We start from the raw sequence: 12,975 nt of genomic DNA on the forward strand, positions 1-12,975 counted from the left end.
TTGGGCGACACGTGGATGGCCGGACAAGCCCGGCCATGACGAATGCCGTTACGGCGCCACGCCCTCGACGAACAGCAGCCGCCGTTCCAGTGCACCGGCGCGGATCTTCAGCGCCTCGGCATATTCCGGCGAGGCGTACCACTCCTTCAGCCTCGCCATCGAGGCGAATTCGACGATGACGATAGCCTTCGGCGGAAGATTGCCTTCCGCAAGCTCGGCCTTGCCGCCGCGAACGAGATAACGTCCGCCGTACTGCGCGATCGTCTTTGCGGCGAGCGAGCGATAGGCTTCGAACCCATCGGGATCACGCACCTCGACCTCAGAGATGACGTAGGCTGTCATGCTCGGCCTCAGGCGATCGTATTGACGATACCGCCTTCCGCGCGCAGCGCGGCGCCGTTGGTCGCGGACGCTTCCTTCGAGGCGACGTAGACCACCATATTGGCGATCTCATCGACGCTGGCAAAGCGCTGGATCAGCGAGCTCGGGCGATGCTGCTTGACGAAGTTGGCGGCGGCCTCGTCCACCGACTGACCGTTCTGCCTGGCAAGGTCCTTCACGAAAGTCTCGACGCCTTCCGACATGGTCGGCCCGGGCAGCACGGAATTGACGGTGACGCCGGTGCCGCGGGTGAGCTGCGCAAGGCCGCGCGCGACCGAGAGCTGGGCCGTCTTGGTCATGCCGTAATGGATCATCTCGACGGGAATGTTGAGCCCGGATTCCGAGGAGATGAAGACGACGCGGCCCCAGTTGCGCTTGAGCATGCCCTTCATGTAGGCGCGCGACAGCCGCACGCCGCTCATGACGTTGACCTCGAAGAAGCGGTTCCAGTCCTCATCCGGAATGTCGAAGAAATCCTTCGGCTCGAAGATGCCGGCATTGTTGATGAGGATGTCGACGTCGGGAAGCGCCGCGACCAGGGCCTTGCAGCCCGCAGCGGTCGAGACATCGGCGGCGATGCCGCGCACCTTGGCGCCGGTCCCTTCCAGCTTACGCACGGCCGCATCGACCTTGTCCTGACCACGGCCGTTGATCACGACGCTGGCGCCGGACGCAGCAAGGCCCTTGGCGATGGCGTGGCCGATGCCGGCGGTCGAGCCAGTCACGAGGGCGGTCTTTCCGGACAAGTCGATCTTCATGCGTCGTCTCCATTGCGGTTGGTGCGGATATCGTGCGCAGCACAGACGGATGCAATCATCTCTCACCGACGCGTGAGGATCGATCGCCACAACAGCAAGCGCCGATTGGTGTGCACGGCGCGCGACGAGCGCGCGCCTTTGCCCCCCAATGGCACCTATTTCTTCGGCGGCAGCGTCCTGACAAACGCGACGATGGCATCGAGATCCTGTGGCGTCATGCTGGCATAGGCAGCATACGCCATCGGCGGCTTGAGCTTGCGACCGTCACGCGCGATGCCTTGCGTAATCGCACGTTTGATTTCGTCGTCGCTCCAGTTGCCGAGACCGGTCGCGGGATCCGCGGTGATGTTGGGAGATACGGATTCACCCCACGGACCCCTAAAGGTGCGACCGCCCTTGCCGCTCGCCGCGGTGAAATCGTGCACGGCGGACGGGCCTTCCGGCGTGTGGCATTCGAGGCAATGGGCGATGGTCAGGAGATAGCGGCCGCGCGCGAGCTTGTCGGAGAGCTCGGCCTCGCTCGCCTGCCTGCCGGCATAGGTCGGCACTTCCGGCTTCAAGGCGATCCTGTATTCCGGCGCCGGCGTTTCGTGGCGCACCGGCGGCACGGAGCGCAAGTACGCCGCGAGCGCGTCGAGATCGCGGGCCGTTAGCACCGTGTAGAACTCGGTCGGCATGATCGGCGCGGCCTTGGTTCCGTTCGGCTTGATACCGCTCACGAGAAACCGCTTCAGCTCGGCATCGGTCCAGTTTCCGACGCCGGTGTCCTTGTCCGGCGTGATGTTGGAGCCGGTGACCTTGAAGGCCGGCTCGTCGAACGTCTGGCCGCCCGAGAGTGCGTGCGAGAGATCAAGCCCTTGCGGGCCGCGCGGCGTGTGGCAGTTGTGGCAGACCATCACGCTACCAACGAGATAGGCGCCGCGCTCGGTCAGCGTCTCGCCCATGGCCGGCGCCATCAGCAGCGCGAGCGCAATGGAAACCGCAGCTCTCATGGAATCCCCCAAACGAAATCAATTCTGCAAAATCATCGTGCACAGCATGAGAAATTGCTGCGCCATACAAAAAAGCGGCGCCCAGGGGCGCCGCTTTCTGAAACTTCCATACCGGTCGGCTTACGCCGCCTCGGCTTCCTTCTCCTGCACCGGACCGGAATCCTGGCCCTTGGCATCGACGTCGCGATCGACGAACTCGATCACGGCCATCGCGACGTTGTCGCCGTAGCGGAAGCCGGCCTTGATGATGCGGGTGTAGCCGCCCTGGCGATCCTTGTAGCGGGTCGCGAGCGTGTCGAAGAGCTTCTTGACCATGTCGACGTCGCGCAGCTCGGAGATCGCCTGGCGGCGCAGCGACAGGCCGCCCTTCTTGCCGAGAGTGACGAGCTTCTCGACGATCGGGCGGAGCTCCTTGGCCTTGGGCAGCGTGGTGACGATCTGCTCGTGCTTGATCAGCGCGGCCGCCATGTTGGCGAACATCGCCTTGCGGTGCTCGGCCGTACGATTGAGCTTCCGATGAACCTTGCCGTGACGCATGTGTGTAGTCCTTACGTTAAAACTGCCGCGACGGTTCGTCGGACATGTTGCTCAGGTGGGCTGCCTGCGTTCGCCCTGGGTGATGAATAGCGAATGGCGAGTAGCGAATAGAATTACTATTCGCCATTCGCCACTCCCCATTCGATCAGTAATGATCCTCGAAGCGCTTGGCCAGCTCGTCGATGTTCTCCGGCGGCCAGCCCGGCACTTCCATGCCGAGGTGCAGACCCATCTGGGCCAGCACTTCCTTGATCTCGTTCAGCGACTTGCGGCCGAAGTTCGGGGTGCGGAGCATTTCCGCTTCGCTCTTCTGCACGAGGTCGCCGATGTAGACGATGTTGTCGTTCTTCAGGCAGTTGGCCGAACGTACCGACAGCTCGAGCTCGTCCACCTTCTTGAGGAAGGCCGGGTTGAAGGCGAGGTCCGGGATGATCTCCTGGGCGACTTCCTTGCGCGGCTCTTCGAAGTTGACGAACACGTTGAGCTGATCCTGCAGGATGCGCGCGGCGTAAGCCACGGAGTCATCCGGCGAGATCGCGCCGTTGGTCTCGATCGTCATGGTCAGCTTGTCGTAGTCGAGGATCTGGCCCTCGCGGGTGTTCTCGACCTTGTAGGAGACCTTGCGGACCGGCGAATACAGGCTGTCGACCGGGATCAGGCCGATCGGCGCGTCCTCGGGACGGTTGCGCTCGGCGGGCACGTAGCCCTTGCCGGTCGAGACCGTGAACTCCATGCGGATCTCGGCGCCCTCGTCGAGGGTGCAGATCTGGAGGTCCGGGTTGAGCACGGTGACGTCGCCGACGGTCTGGATGTCGCCGGCGGTGACGACGCCCGGGCCCTGCTTCTTCACGACCATGCGCTTGGGGCCTTCGCCCTGCATCTTGATCGAGATGTCCTTGATGTTGAGCACGATGTCGGTGACGTCCTCACGGACGCCAGCGATCGAGGAGAACTCGTGCAGCACGCCGTCGATGTGCACCGACTGCACCGCCGCGCCCTGGAGCGAGGAGAGCAGGATGCGGCGCAGCGCGTTGCCGAGGGTCTGGCCGAAGCCGCGCTCGAGCGGCTCGGCGACGATGGTCGCGAAACGCGTGGGGTCACTGCCGGGCGTGACCTGGAGCTTGTTCGGCCGAATCAGTTCTTGCCAATTTTTCTGGATCGTCACTGTTTCACCCATACAGGCCAGTCGAACTGCCGTTGCAGACACTGGCGTTGGAGAAAGGCCGCAGGCTGCACCCGCGGCTTCGTACAAAAGTCATTGCGGGCGCCGATGCACCCGCAACTTGGTATCAAACGCGCCGACGCTTGCGGGGACGGCAACCGTTGTGCGGGATGGTGGTCACGTCACGGATCGAGGTGACGGTGAAGCCCGCGGCCTGCAGTGCACGGAGCGCCGACTCGCGGCCCGAACCGGGACCGGCGACTTCGACTTCCAGCGTGCGCATGCCGTGCTCCTGCGCCTTCTTGGACACGTCCTCGGCGGCCACCTGCGCGGCGTACGGGGTCGACTTGCGCGAGCCCTTGAAGCCCATCGTGCCGGCGGAGGACCAGGCAATCGTGTTGCCCTGTGCGTCGGTGATGGTGATGGTCGTGTTGTTGAACGACGAGTTCACATGCGCAACGCCGGAGGCGATGTTCTTGCGCTCACGACGGCGAACGCGGGTGGCTTCCTTGCCCATTGATGACCTTTCCTGGAGATCTCAAACGCCGCCGTAATGCCAGCGGCTACACCTGTGAAAATGCGAGTGGCGAATGGCGAGTAGCGAATGAAATCCATTCGCCACTCCCGATTCGCCATTCGCGTCGAATTACTTCTTCTTGCCGGCGATGGCCTTGGCCGGACCCTTGCGCGTACGCGCATTGGTGTGGGTCCGCTGACCGCGCACCGGCAGACCGCGACGATGACGCAGGCCGCGATAGCAGCCGAGGTCCATCAGACGCTTGATGTTGATGCCGACCTCGCGACGTAGGTCGCCCTCGACGAGATAGTCGCGGTCGATCACTTCGCGGATCTGGAGCACTTCGGCGTCGCTGAGCTGATTGACGCGACGATCCGAGGGGATCTTCACCTTCTCGATGATGTCACCGGCGATCTTCGGGCCGATGCCATGGATGTACTGAAGCGCGATCAGCACGCGCTTGTTGGTGGGAATGTTCACGCCGGCAATACGGGCCACGGCCTTCTCTCCTGTTGCCGATCCCTCGTCAGAGATCGGGCTTTAAGTGCTTGCTTTCTCGGGCAGGTGTTCACAAACGCGAACACGACGCCCACCCCCGGTCTTCCTGGGGCCCGGCATCGTCTGAAACTATCCGACTTGGATGCGGGGCTTATTAGGGGATTCCAGGGGCTTTCGTCAACCGCTGCTAGCGCTTGGCTCGCTTTTTCGTGACCTTTTTTGGTCCCTTCTTCGAACCTTTTTTGACGGCCTTTTTGGTGGTCTTTTTGACCGTTTTCTTGGCTGTCTTCTTGGCGCCCTTCACGGCCTTCTTGGCCGCCTTTTTGGCGGTTTTGGCCGATTTGGCGGCCTTTTTAGCCGCTTTGGCCGGCTTTTTAGCCGCCTTCTTGGCTGCCTTGGCCTTCTTGGCCGGACCCGCCTTGGCCGCGCTGCGGGCATGGGTCTTGGGTTCCACCGCCCCAAGCGCCAGCAGCTGGCGGTGGATGGCACGGGTGACCTCGTCGATGGCCATCATGCCGTCGATGGTCGAGAGCTTCCGCCGCTCGGAATAGTAGTGAATCAGCGGCTCGGTCTGGCTGCGGTAGCTGGCCAGGCGCTTGGTCAGGACCTCCGGGGTGTCGTCGACCCGGACCTCCTCCCCGCGCTCCCGCATCTGGGCGACGCGGGTCTCGACGCGGCTCAGCAGCGCGCTCTCGTTGACGCGGAGCTCGATGACGGCGTCGAGCTTGAGATGCTTGTGCTTCAAGAGATCGTCCAGCGCCTCGGCCTGCGGCACGGTGCGCGGGAAGCCGTCGAGGATGAAGCCGCCCTTGGCATCCGGCTGGTCGATGCGATCGGAGATGATTCCAACCACGACGTCGTCGGGGACGAGGCCGCCGCCGGCCATGATCTCCTTGGCCTTCAGCCCGACCGGCGTACCAGCCGCCACAGCCGCGCGCAGCATCTCGCCGGTCGAGAGCTGGACGATGCCATAGCGCTGCACCAAGAGCTGCGCCTGGGTCCCCTTGCCCGACCCCGGCGGTCCCAGAAGTATAATTCTCATCGGCGTACGCCCCCCGGATTGGTGAGCGATACGTCGCGCACCCGTGTTTGAAAGTTCGATAACAGTGCAAACCATAATCGGCGCTGCACCGCTACCCATATCATAGGGGAGCGAATGCCTGGACGCCAAGAAGGCCTTTGAAATCAGTGATTGCGTCGCGGTGAGAGCTGCTCTGTCGATGCGACCGAACGTCCGGCTGGTCACTTCCGTCAGCGCCGCGCGTTGCTCGCGCGGCGAATCGGCGGCGCTGTTGCGCCGCCTTCGCAGGACACAGCGCTCAGCGGCGGCGGCCGCGCAGCTTCGACTTGCGGATCAGGCCTTCGTACTGATGGGCCAGCAGATAGCCCTGCACCTGCGCCACCGTATCCATGGTGACGCTGACGACGATCAGCAGCGAGGTGCCGCCGAAGTAGAACGGCACCGAGGCGTAGGAGATCAGGATCTCCGGGATCAAGCAGACGATCGCGAGATAGATCGCACCCAGCACGGTGATGCGCGACAGCACGTAGTCGATATATTCCGCGGTGCGCTCGCCCGGACGGATGCCCGGGATGAAGCCGCCGTGCTTCTTCAGATTGTCCGCGGTCTCGGTCGGGTTGAACACGATGGCGGTGTAGAAGAACGCGAAGAACACGATCAGCGCGAGATAGAGCACCAGGAACAGCGGACGGCCGTGGCCGAGCTGGGTGGTGATCCACTGGAACCATTCCGGCCCGCTGCCGGCATTGAAGTTCGCGACCGTGGTCGGGAGCAGCAGCAGCGAAGACGCGAAGATCGGCGGGATCACGCCCGAGGTGTTGAGCTTCAGCGGCAGATGCGAAGACTGGCCCTCGAACATCTTGTTGCCGACCTGGCGCTTCGGATACTGGATCAGCAGCCGGCGCTGGGCGCGCTCCATGAACACGATGAAGGCGATCACGGCGACGGCCATGATGATAACGACCAGGATCAGGCCGGTCGACATCGCGCCCTGACGGCCGAGCTCGAGCATGTTGGCGAGCGCCGCGGGCAGCTCGGCGACGATGCCGGAGAGAATGATCAGCGAGATGCCGTTGCCGATGCCGCGCGAGGTGATCTGCTCGCCCAGCCACATCAGGAACATGGTGCCGCCGGTCAGCGTGATCGCGGTCGACAGGCGGAAGAACATGCCGGGGTCGCTGACGACGTTGCCGGCGCCTTCGAGGCCCACCGCGATGCCGTAGGACTGGAACGCGGCCAGGATCACCGTCAGATAGCGGGTGTACTGGTTCAGCGTCTTGCGCCCCGCCTCACCCTCCTTCTTCAGCGCCTCGAGCTGCGGCGAGACGGTGGTCAGGAGCTGGATGATGATCGAGGCCGAGATGTACGGCATGATGTTCAGCGCGAAGATCGCCATGCGGTGGATGCCGCCGCCGGCGAACATGTTGAACATGCCGAGGATGCCGCCCGCCTGGGACCTGAACACCTGCTCCCAGATGTTGGGATCGATGCCCGGCAGCGGGATGTAGGTTCCGAGCCGATAAACGAGCAGCGCACCCAGGGTGAACCAGATGCGCTTCTTCAGTTCGTCGGCCTTGGCGAACGCGCCGAAATTGAGATTGGCTGCCAGTTGTTCCGCTGCAGAGACCATCTTGGACTTTCTCCCGCCGCCTGTTGCGCCGTCATGCCCGCGGCCGGGCTACATTAGAGCGGACGCCGGACATTATCTGGGGCTCGGCTTCGATAAGTCCATCGTCCCGCATGCGTAAAGGCCCGCGAGGCGCGGGCCAATGACGCAGTTGTTACGCCGCCTCGCCTTCTTCCTTGGCAGGGGCGAGGATCTTCACCGAGCCGCCGGCCTTCTCGACCGCCGCGATCGCGGTCTTGGTGGCGCCATGCACCTCGATGTTGAGCTTGGACTTGAGTTCGCCACGGCCGAGCAGCCGCAGGCCGCCCTTGGCGCGGCGCAGCACGCCGCCCTTCACCAGGGCCTCGACGTTCACGACGCTGCCGGCGTCGATCTTCTTGGCATCGACCGCTTCCTGGAGCCGGTCGAGATTGATCTCGGCGAACTCGACGCGGAAGATGTTGTTGAAGCCGCGCTTGGGCAGACGGCGATGCATCGGCATCTGGCCGCCTTCGAAACCCTTGATGCGCACGCCCGAACGCGCGGTCTGGCCCTTGCCGCCGCGGCCGGACTGCTTGCCCTTGCCCGAACCAATGCCGCGGCCGACGCGCATGCGCTTCTTGCGCGAGCCGGCGTTGTCGGCGATATCGCTGAGCTTCATCGCCCTTCTCCTTGTGTCTTGCGCATGATCGTCACCGAAGACCGGCACCCGGTTTCGGGATCATGCGCCCTGCTTACTTCTCGTCGACGATGCGGACGAGATGGTGAACCTTGTCGATCATGCCGCGCACGGCCGGGGTATCCGGCAGTTCGCTGGTGCGGCCGATCTTGTTGAGCTTGAGCCCGATCAGGGTCGACCGCTGCGAGTGATGGCGGCGGATCGCGCTGCCGGTCTGCTCGAGCTTGATCGTCTTGCTGGACTTAGCGGCGTCCTTGGCCATGGGAGTCTACTCCGAAAGCTTCCGTTAGTCGGCAGCCGCCTCGGCATCGCCGCCGATACGGCGGGACTGCAGAGTGGACACCTTGATGTTGCGGCGGGCTGCGACCGAACGCGGCGAATCCTGATGCTTCAGCGCGTCGAAGGTCGCGCGAACCATGTTGTACGGGTTCGACGAGCCGATCGACTTGGCCACCACGTCCTGGACGCCGAGCGTCTCGAACACGGCGCGCATCGGGCCGCCGGCGATGATGCCGGTACCGGCCGGAGCTGCACGCAGGTAGACACGGCCCGCGCCATGACGGCCGGCGATGTCGTGATGGAGCGTGCGGCCCTCGCGCAGCGAGACCCGGGTCAGATTGCGCTTGGCGGATTCAGTCGCCTTGCGGATCGCCTCGGGCACTTCGCGTGCCTTGCCGTGACCGAAGCCGGCGCGGCCCTTCTGGTCGCCGATCACGACCAGCGCGGCGAAACCGAAGCGCTTGCCGCCCTTGACGACCTTGGCCACGCGGTTGATGTGGACCAGCTTGTCGACGAACTCGCTGTCGCGCTCCTCGCGCTCCTTGCGTTCACGTCCGCCGCCGCGTTGATCGCGTCCACCACGTTGTTCGCGTTCTGCCATTTTTCCAATCCTTCAGAGGCTTACGCCTCAATCCTCAAATTCCGTTAGAAGCTCAGCCCGCTCTCACGCGCCGCGTCGGCGAGAGCCTTGACGCGCCCGTGATAGAGATAGCTGCCGCGATCGAACACGACTTCCTTGACGCCCTTCTCGGCGGCGCGCTCGGCCAGCAGCTTGCCGACCGCCTTCGCCGCATCGATGTCGGCGCCGGTCTTGCCGCCGTCGCGCATCGACTTCTCGAGCGAAGAGGCAGAGGCCAGCGTCTCGCCCTTCAGGTCGTCGATGACCTGGGCGTAGATGTGCTTGGACGAGCGGAACACCGACAGACGCGGACGGCCGCCACCGGAGCGGCGCAGCTTCAGCCGCACACTCCGCTTGCGCCGGGCATTCGTAACCTTGGCTTTGGACATGACCGGCTCCGTTACTTCTTCTTGCCTTCCTTGCGGAAGATGAATTCGCCAACATACTTCACGCCCTTGCCCTTGTAGGGCTCCGGCGGGCGATAGCTGCGGATCTCGGCGGCGACCTGGCCGACGCGCTGGACGTCGCTGCCCGACACCGTGATCTCGGTCGGCTTCGGCACGGCGATCGTGATCCCTTCCGGGATCGGATAGATCACGTCATGGCTGTAGCCGAGCGCGAGCTGCAGGTTCTTGCCCTGCATCGCGGCGCGGTAGCCGACGCCGGTGATCTCGAGCTTCTTCTCGAAGCCCTTGGTGACGCCTTCGACTAGGTTCGCGACCTGGGCGCGAGCGGTACCGTACAGCGCGCGAGCGCGGTTGGTCTCGGCCCGCGGCTTGACCTTGATCTGGCCGCTCTCGAGCTTCACCTCGACGTCGTCATGGACGACGAACTGAAGCTGGCCCTTCGGCCCCTTCATCTTGACGGTCTGCCCATCGACGGTCGCGGTCACACCCGACGGAACCGCCACAGGCCTTTTGCCAACTCGTGACATGGATCAAAAATCCTTCTCAGAACACCGTGAAGAGGACTTCACCGCCCACATTCGCGTCGCGCGCGCTGTGGTCGGCCATGATCCCCTTCGGCGTCGACAACACCGAAATGCCGAGCCCGTTGTTGACCCGCGGCAGGTTCTTCACCGAGGCGTAAACGCGACGCCCGGGCTTGGAGACACGTTCGATCTCGCGGATGACGGGCTCGCCGTCGAAATACTTCAGCTCGATCTCGATTTCGCTGCGGCCCGAGGAATGCTCGAGCGTGGCGTAACCGCGGATGTAGCCCTCGGACTTGAGCACCTCGAGCACGTTCTCGCGCATCTTCGAGCCGGGCGTCGAGACCTTGGTCTTGGAGCGCATCTGCGCGTTGCGGATGCGGGTGATCAGATCGCTGATTGGATCGTGCGTAGACATCTAAACGACCCTCCTTACCAGCTCGACTTGACGAGGCCCGGGACCATGCCCTTGGAGCCAAGTTCGCGCAGCGCGATACGGGACAGCTTGTTCTTGCGATAGTTCGAGCGCGGGCGGCCCGACAGCTCGCAGCGCAGGCGGATGCGGGTGGCCGACGAGTTGCGCGGCATTTCCGCCAGCTTCAACGTCGCAGCGAAACGCTCTTCCATCGGCAGCTTCTTGTCGGCGATGATCGCCTTCAACCGCTCGCGCTTGGCGGCGGCGTTCTTCACCATCCGCTTGCGCCGGTTGTTCTTCTCGACTGAACTCTTCTTTGCCATGCTTGGCTCCTGGGTATCCGCGTTTGAGAGGCTTTAGGTCAGCGTCTCACTGCCGGAACGGGAAATTGAAAGCGGTCAACAAGGCCCTCGCCTCTTCGTCGGTCTTGGCCGTGGTGCAGACGGTGATGTCCATACCGCGGGCTTCCGTGACCTTGTCGAAGTCGATCTCGGGGAAAATGATGTGCTCCTTGATGCCGAGCGAGTAGTTGCCGCGGCCGTCAAAGCTCTTCGGGTTCAGGCCGCGGAAGTCGCGGACGCGCGGCAGCGCGACCGTCACCAGGCGATCGATGAACTCGTACATGCGGGCCTTGCGCAGCGTGACCTTGCAGCCGATCGGCTGGTTCTCACGCAGCTTGAAGGTCGCGATCGCGATACGCGAATAGGTCACGATCGCCTTCTGGCCGGCGATCTGGGTCAGCTCGGCGGCGGCGGTCTCGGCCTTCTTGCGGTCGTTGACGGAATCGCCAACGCCCATGTTCAGCACGACCTTGTCCAGGCGCGGAACCTGCATCACGTTCTCATAACCGAACTTCTCGGTCAGGGCGGTGCGGATCTTCGCGTCGTATTCCGCGCGCAGGCGCGGGGTGTAAGCGGCCTCAGCCATCGATCTCAGCTCCCGAGCTCTTGGCGATGCGGACCTTCTTGCCGTCCGCCAGAATCTTGAATCCGATGCGGGTCGGCTTTCCGTCCTTGCCGACATACGCGATGTTGGACAGTTGGATCGGCGCCTCTTTCGAGATGATGCCGCCCTCCTGGGCCTGCGTCTGCTTCTGGTGACGCTTGACCATGTTGACGCCGCGCACGAGCGCGGTGCCGGCGTCGGGACGAACCTCGAACACTTCGCCGGTGCGGCCCTTGTCGCGGCCGGTCAGCACGACGACCTTGTCGCCCTTGCGGATCTTCGCAGCCATCACAGCACCTCCGGCGCGAGCGAGATGATCTTCATGTGGTTCTTGGCGCGCAGCTCGCGCGGCACGGGCCCGAAGATACGGGTGCCGACCGGCTCGGACTGGTTGTTGATCAGCACGGCGGCGTTGCGGTCGAAGCGGATGACCGAACCGTCGGCGCGGCGGATGTCCTTGCGGACGCGCACCACGACGGCCTTCATCACGTCGCCCTTCTTCACCTTGCCACGCGGAATCGCTTCCTTGATCGAGACGACAATGATGTCGCCGATCGTGGCGTAGCGGCGCTTGGAGCCTCCGAGCACCTTGATACACATGACACGGCGTGCGCCAGAATTGTCGGCCACGTCGAGGTTGGTCTGCATCTGAATCATTGATGCACCTCGTCCTCTTTCTAATTGCGCCAGCCCAGCCGGCGCTCAACATTTCCCTGAAGTCAGTCGGCTAAAGCCAACAGATCAGGCGCTTTTCTTGTGCTCGCCCCGGATCACGACCCAGCGCTTCAGCTTCGAAATCGGCTTCGATTCCTCGATCCACACCATGTCGCCCGGCTTGAACTCGTTGCTCTCGTCGTGCGCGTGGTAGTTCTTCGAACGGCGGATCGTCTTCTTGTAGATCGGGTGCGTGAAGCGGCGATCGACGCGCACCACGATGGTCTTGGCCTGCTTGTCGCTGACGACCACGCCCTGCAAAGTACGTTTCGGCATCTTCGTAAGCCTCTTACTTCTTCTTCGCGCGCGTCTGCGCGGCGACGGTCTTGATCCGGGCGATGTCACGGCGGGCCTCGCGCAGGCGCGAGGTGTTCTCGAGCTGCCCGGTGGCGCGCTGGAAGCGCAGGTTGAAGCGCTCCTTCTTCAGGTTCAGGATGGCGTCATCCTGCTGGTCGGGGCTCATCGCGCGGATGTCTTCGATCTTCATCTGTGCCATGGCCATTACTCCGCAATGCGCTCGACGAAGCGCGTCTTGATCGGCAGCTTGGCGGCCGCCAGGGTCAGCGCCTCACGCGCCGTCTGGGTGTTGACGCCGTCGATCTCGAACAGCACCCGGCCCGGCTTGACGCGCGCCACCCACAATTCCGGCGAACCCTTGCCGGAGCCCATGCGGACTTCGGCCGGCTTCTTCGACACCGGAACGTCGGGGAACACGCGGATCCAGACGCGGCCGGCGCGCTTCATGTGGCGGGTCAGCGCGCGGCGAGCGGCTTCGATCTGGCGCGCGGTAACGCGCTCAGGCTCGGTCGCCTTCAGGCCGAACTGGCCGAACGCCAACGTCGCGCCCGAAGACGCAACGCCGTGGATGCGGCCCTTATGCGCCTTCCGGAACTTCGTTTTCTTAGGTTGCATCATGGCTTT

22 protein-coding genes are annotated in these 12,975 nt (G+C 63.7%); all 22 read right to left on the minus strand.

Going from position 1 to position 12,975, the window contains the following annotated elements; translation table 11 throughout:
• Positions 1 to 48 precede the first annotated feature (48 nt).
• Entirely contained in the window at positions 49 to 342 is a 294-nt protein-coding gene (locus WN72_RS29255; RefSeq protein WP_092219090.1) for a DUF1330 domain-containing protein, read from the minus strand.
• A gap of 8 nt (positions 343 to 350) precedes the next feature.
• Positions 351 to 1,139: an SDR family NAD(P)-dependent oxidoreductase gene (locus WN72_RS29260; RefSeq protein WP_092219088.1), complete on the minus strand. Its 789-nt coding sequence runs from the start codon at positions 1,137 to 1,139 to the stop codon at positions 351 to 353.
• A 155-nt stretch (positions 1,140 to 1,294) separates the two neighbouring features.
• On the minus strand, positions 1,295 to 2,131 hold the full coding sequence (locus WN72_RS29265; RefSeq protein WP_092219086.1) for a c-type cytochrome: 837 nt from the start codon (positions 2,129 to 2,131) through the stop codon (positions 1,295 to 1,297).
• A 120-nt stretch (positions 2,132 to 2,251) separates the two neighbouring features.
• The gene (gene rplQ, locus WN72_RS29270; protein ID WP_092219084.1) at positions 2,252 to 2,668 is read right to left on the minus strand and encodes a 50S ribosomal protein L17; all 417 of its coding nucleotides are present in this window, start codon (positions 2,666 to 2,668) and stop codon (positions 2,252 to 2,254) included.
• A 145-nt stretch (positions 2,669 to 2,813) separates the two neighbouring features.
• Positions 2,814 to 3,845 (minus strand): DNA-directed RNA polymerase subunit alpha, encoded by a 1,032-nt coding sequence (locus WN72_RS29275; RefSeq protein WP_035729592.1) that lies wholly within the window; start codon positions 3,843 to 3,845, stop codon positions 2,814 to 2,816.
• Between the two features lie 112 nt (positions 3,846 to 3,957).
• Positions 3,958 to 4,347 carry a 30S ribosomal protein S11 gene (rpsK, locus tag WN72_RS29280; protein WP_007603045.1) on the minus strand — a complete coding sequence of 130 codons (390 nt, stop codon included), beginning with the start codon at positions 4,345 to 4,347 and terminating at the stop codon, positions 3,958 to 3,960.
• Positions 4,348 to 4,476: 129 nt separating this feature from the next.
• On the minus strand, positions 4,477 to 4,845 hold the full coding sequence (gene rpsM / locus WN72_RS29285; RefSeq protein WP_027564395.1) for a 30S ribosomal protein S13: 369 nt from the start codon (positions 4,843 to 4,845) through the stop codon (positions 4,477 to 4,479).
• 187 nt (positions 4,846 to 5,032) lie between these two features.
• A complete protein-coding gene (locus tag WN72_RS29290) occupies positions 5,033 to 5,887 on the minus strand; it encodes an adenylate kinase (protein ID WP_027564396.1) in 855 nt (284 codons plus the stop codon).
• 277 nt (positions 5,888 to 6,164) lie between these two features.
• Entirely contained in the window at positions 6,165 to 7,496 is a 1,332-nt protein-coding gene (gene secY / locus WN72_RS29295; RefSeq protein WP_027564397.1) for a preprotein translocase subunit SecY, read from the minus strand.
• A gap of 151 nt (positions 7,497 to 7,647) precedes the next feature.
• Positions 7,648 to 8,133 (minus strand): 50S ribosomal protein L15, encoded by a 486-nt coding sequence (gene rplO, locus WN72_RS29300; protein WP_011088136.1) that lies wholly within the window; start codon positions 8,131 to 8,133, stop codon positions 7,648 to 7,650.
• Positions 8,134 to 8,206: 73 nt separating this feature from the next.
• Positions 8,207 to 8,413: a 50S ribosomal protein L30 gene (rpmD, locus tag WN72_RS29305; RefSeq protein WP_027564398.1), complete on the minus strand. Its 207-nt coding sequence runs from the start codon at positions 8,411 to 8,413 to the stop codon at positions 8,207 to 8,209.
• Positions 8,414 to 8,437: 24 nt separating this feature from the next.
• The gene (gene rpsE, locus WN72_RS29310; protein WP_008136332.1) at positions 8,438 to 9,031 is read right to left on the minus strand and encodes a 30S ribosomal protein S5; all 594 of its coding nucleotides are present in this window, start codon (positions 9,029 to 9,031) and stop codon (positions 8,438 to 8,440) included.
• 44 nt (positions 9,032 to 9,075) lie between these two features.
• The gene (gene rplR, locus WN72_RS29315) at positions 9,076 to 9,438 is read right to left on the minus strand and encodes a 50S ribosomal protein L18 (protein WP_007603036.1); all 363 of its coding nucleotides are present in this window, start codon (positions 9,436 to 9,438) and stop codon (positions 9,076 to 9,078) included.
• Between the two features lie 11 nt (positions 9,439 to 9,449).
• The gene (rplF, locus tag WN72_RS29320; protein WP_027564399.1) at positions 9,450 to 9,983 is read right to left on the minus strand and encodes a 50S ribosomal protein L6; all 534 of its coding nucleotides are present in this window, start codon (positions 9,981 to 9,983) and stop codon (positions 9,450 to 9,452) included.
• A gap of 16 nt (positions 9,984 to 9,999) precedes the next feature.
• The gene (rpsH, locus tag WN72_RS29325; RefSeq protein WP_018322269.1) at positions 10,000 to 10,398 is read right to left on the minus strand and encodes a 30S ribosomal protein S8; all 399 of its coding nucleotides are present in this window, start codon (positions 10,396 to 10,398) and stop codon (positions 10,000 to 10,002) included.
• Positions 10,399 to 10,412: 14 nt separating this feature from the next.
• Entirely contained in the window at positions 10,413 to 10,718 is a 306-nt protein-coding gene (gene rpsN, locus WN72_RS29330; protein WP_018322268.1) for a 30S ribosomal protein S14, read from the minus strand.
• 46 nt (positions 10,719 to 10,764) lie between these two features.
• Positions 10,765 to 11,322 carry a 50S ribosomal protein L5 gene (gene rplE / locus WN72_RS29335; protein WP_018647250.1) on the minus strand — a complete coding sequence of 186 codons (558 nt, stop codon included), beginning with the start codon at positions 11,320 to 11,322 and terminating at the stop codon, positions 10,765 to 10,767.
• On the minus strand, positions 11,315 to 11,629 hold the full coding sequence (gene rplX / locus WN72_RS29340; protein WP_027564400.1) for a 50S ribosomal protein L24: 315 nt from the start codon (positions 11,627 to 11,629) through the stop codon (positions 11,315 to 11,317). Before rplX ends, rplE begins: the two co-directional genes overlap by 8 nt.
• Positions 11,629 to 11,997 (minus strand): 50S ribosomal protein L14, encoded by a 369-nt coding sequence (gene rplN / locus WN72_RS29345; protein WP_007603030.1) that lies wholly within the window; start codon positions 11,995 to 11,997, stop codon positions 11,629 to 11,631. The genes rplX and rplN overlap by 1 nt, the downstream gene beginning before the upstream one ends.
• A gap of 84 nt (positions 11,998 to 12,081) precedes the next feature.
• Positions 12,082 to 12,330: a 30S ribosomal protein S17 gene (gene rpsQ, locus WN72_RS29350; RefSeq protein ID WP_007603028.1), complete on the minus strand. Its 249-nt coding sequence runs from the start codon at positions 12,328 to 12,330 to the stop codon at positions 12,082 to 12,084.
• Positions 12,331 to 12,343: 13 nt separating this feature from the next.
• Complete coding sequence (gene rpmC / locus WN72_RS29355) at positions 12,344 to 12,550, minus strand: 50S ribosomal protein L29 (RefSeq protein WP_011088144.1); 207 nt, start codon at positions 12,548 to 12,550, stop codon at positions 12,344 to 12,346.
• A gap of 5 nt (positions 12,551 to 12,555) precedes the next feature.
• Positions 12,556 to 12,969: a 50S ribosomal protein L16 gene (rplP, locus tag WN72_RS29360; protein ID WP_008136349.1), complete on the minus strand. Its 414-nt coding sequence runs from the start codon at positions 12,967 to 12,969 to the stop codon at positions 12,556 to 12,558.
• Positions 12,970 to 12,975: the final 6 nt, after the last annotated feature.

The organism is Bradyrhizobium arachidis (assembly GCF_015291705.1).
In the GTDB taxonomy this organism is placed as follows: Bacteria; Pseudomonadota; Alphaproteobacteria; order Rhizobiales; family Xanthobacteraceae; genus Bradyrhizobium; species Bradyrhizobium arachidis.

Coding starts and splice junctions, on each gene's coding strand:
- WN72_RS29260 (WP_092219088.1), bottom strand. CDS start 1,139: ATGAAGATCGACTTGTCCGGAAAGACCGCCCTCGTGACTGGCTCGACC.
- WN72_RS29290 (WP_027564396.1), bottom strand. CDS start 5,887: ATGAGAATTATACTTCTGGGACCGCCGGGGTCGGGCAAGGGGACCCAG.
- rpmC (WP_011088144.1), bottom strand. CDS start 12,550: ATGGCACAGATGAAGATCGAAGACATCCGCGCGATGAGCCCCGACCAG.
- rpmD (WP_027564398.1), bottom strand. CDS start 8,413: ATGGCCAAGGACGCCGCTAAGTCCAGCAAGACGATCAAGCTCGAGCAG.
- rpsE (WP_008136332.1), bottom strand. CDS start 9,031: ATGGCAGAACGCGAACAACGTGGTGGACGCGATCAACGCGGCGGCGGA.
- rplN (WP_007603030.1), bottom strand. CDS start 11,997: ATGATTCAGATGCAGACCAACCTCGACGTGGCCGACAATTCTGGCGCA.
- WN72_RS29275 (WP_035729592.1), bottom strand. CDS start 3,845: ATGGGTGAAACAGTGACGATCCAGAAAAATTGGCAAGAACTGATTCGG.
- rplR (WP_007603036.1), bottom strand. CDS start 9,438: ATGTCCAAAGCCAAGGTTACGAATGCCCGGCGCAAGCGGAGTGTGCGG.
- rpsQ (WP_007603028.1), bottom strand. CDS start 12,330: ATGCCGAAACGTACTTTGCAGGGCGTGGTCGTCAGCGACAAGCAGGCC.
- WN72_RS29265 (WP_092219086.1), bottom strand. CDS start 2,131: ATGAGAGCTGCGGTTTCCATTGCGCTCGCGCTGCTGATGGCGCCGGCC.
- rplO (WP_011088136.1), bottom strand. CDS start 8,133: ATGAAGCTCAGCGATATCGCCGACAACGCCGGCTCGCGCAAGAAGCGC.
- WN72_RS29255 (WP_092219090.1), bottom strand. CDS start 342: ATGACAGCCTACGTCATCTCTGAGGTCGAGGTGCGTGATCCCGATGGG.
- rpsK (WP_007603045.1), bottom strand. CDS start 4,347: ATGGGCAAGGAAGCCACCCGCGTTCGCCGTCGTGAGCGCAAGAACATC.
- rplP (WP_008136349.1), bottom strand. CDS start 12,969: ATGATGCAACCTAAGAAAACGAAGTTCCGGAAGGCGCATAAGGGCCGC.
- rplE (WP_018647250.1), bottom strand. CDS start 11,322: ATGGCTGAGGCCGCTTACACCCCGCGCCTGCGCGCGGAATACGACGCG.
- rplF (WP_027564399.1), bottom strand. CDS start 9,983: ATGTCACGAGTTGGCAAAAGGCCTGTGGCGGTTCCGTCGGGTGTGACC.
- secY (WP_027564397.1), bottom strand. CDS start 7,496: ATGGTCTCTGCAGCGGAACAACTGGCAGCCAATCTCAATTTCGGCGCG.
- rpsN (WP_018322268.1), bottom strand. CDS start 10,718: ATGGCAAAGAAGAGTTCAGTCGAGAAGAACAACCGGCGCAAGCGGATG.
- rplQ (WP_092219084.1), bottom strand. CDS start 2,668: ATGCGTCACGGCAAGGTTCATCGGAAGCTCAATCGTACGGCCGAGCAC.
- rpsH (WP_018322269.1), bottom strand. CDS start 10,398: ATGTCTACGCACGATCCAATCAGCGATCTGATCACCCGCATCCGCAAC.
- rplX (WP_027564400.1), bottom strand. CDS start 11,629: ATGGCTGCGAAGATCCGCAAGGGCGACAAGGTCGTCGTGCTGACCGGC.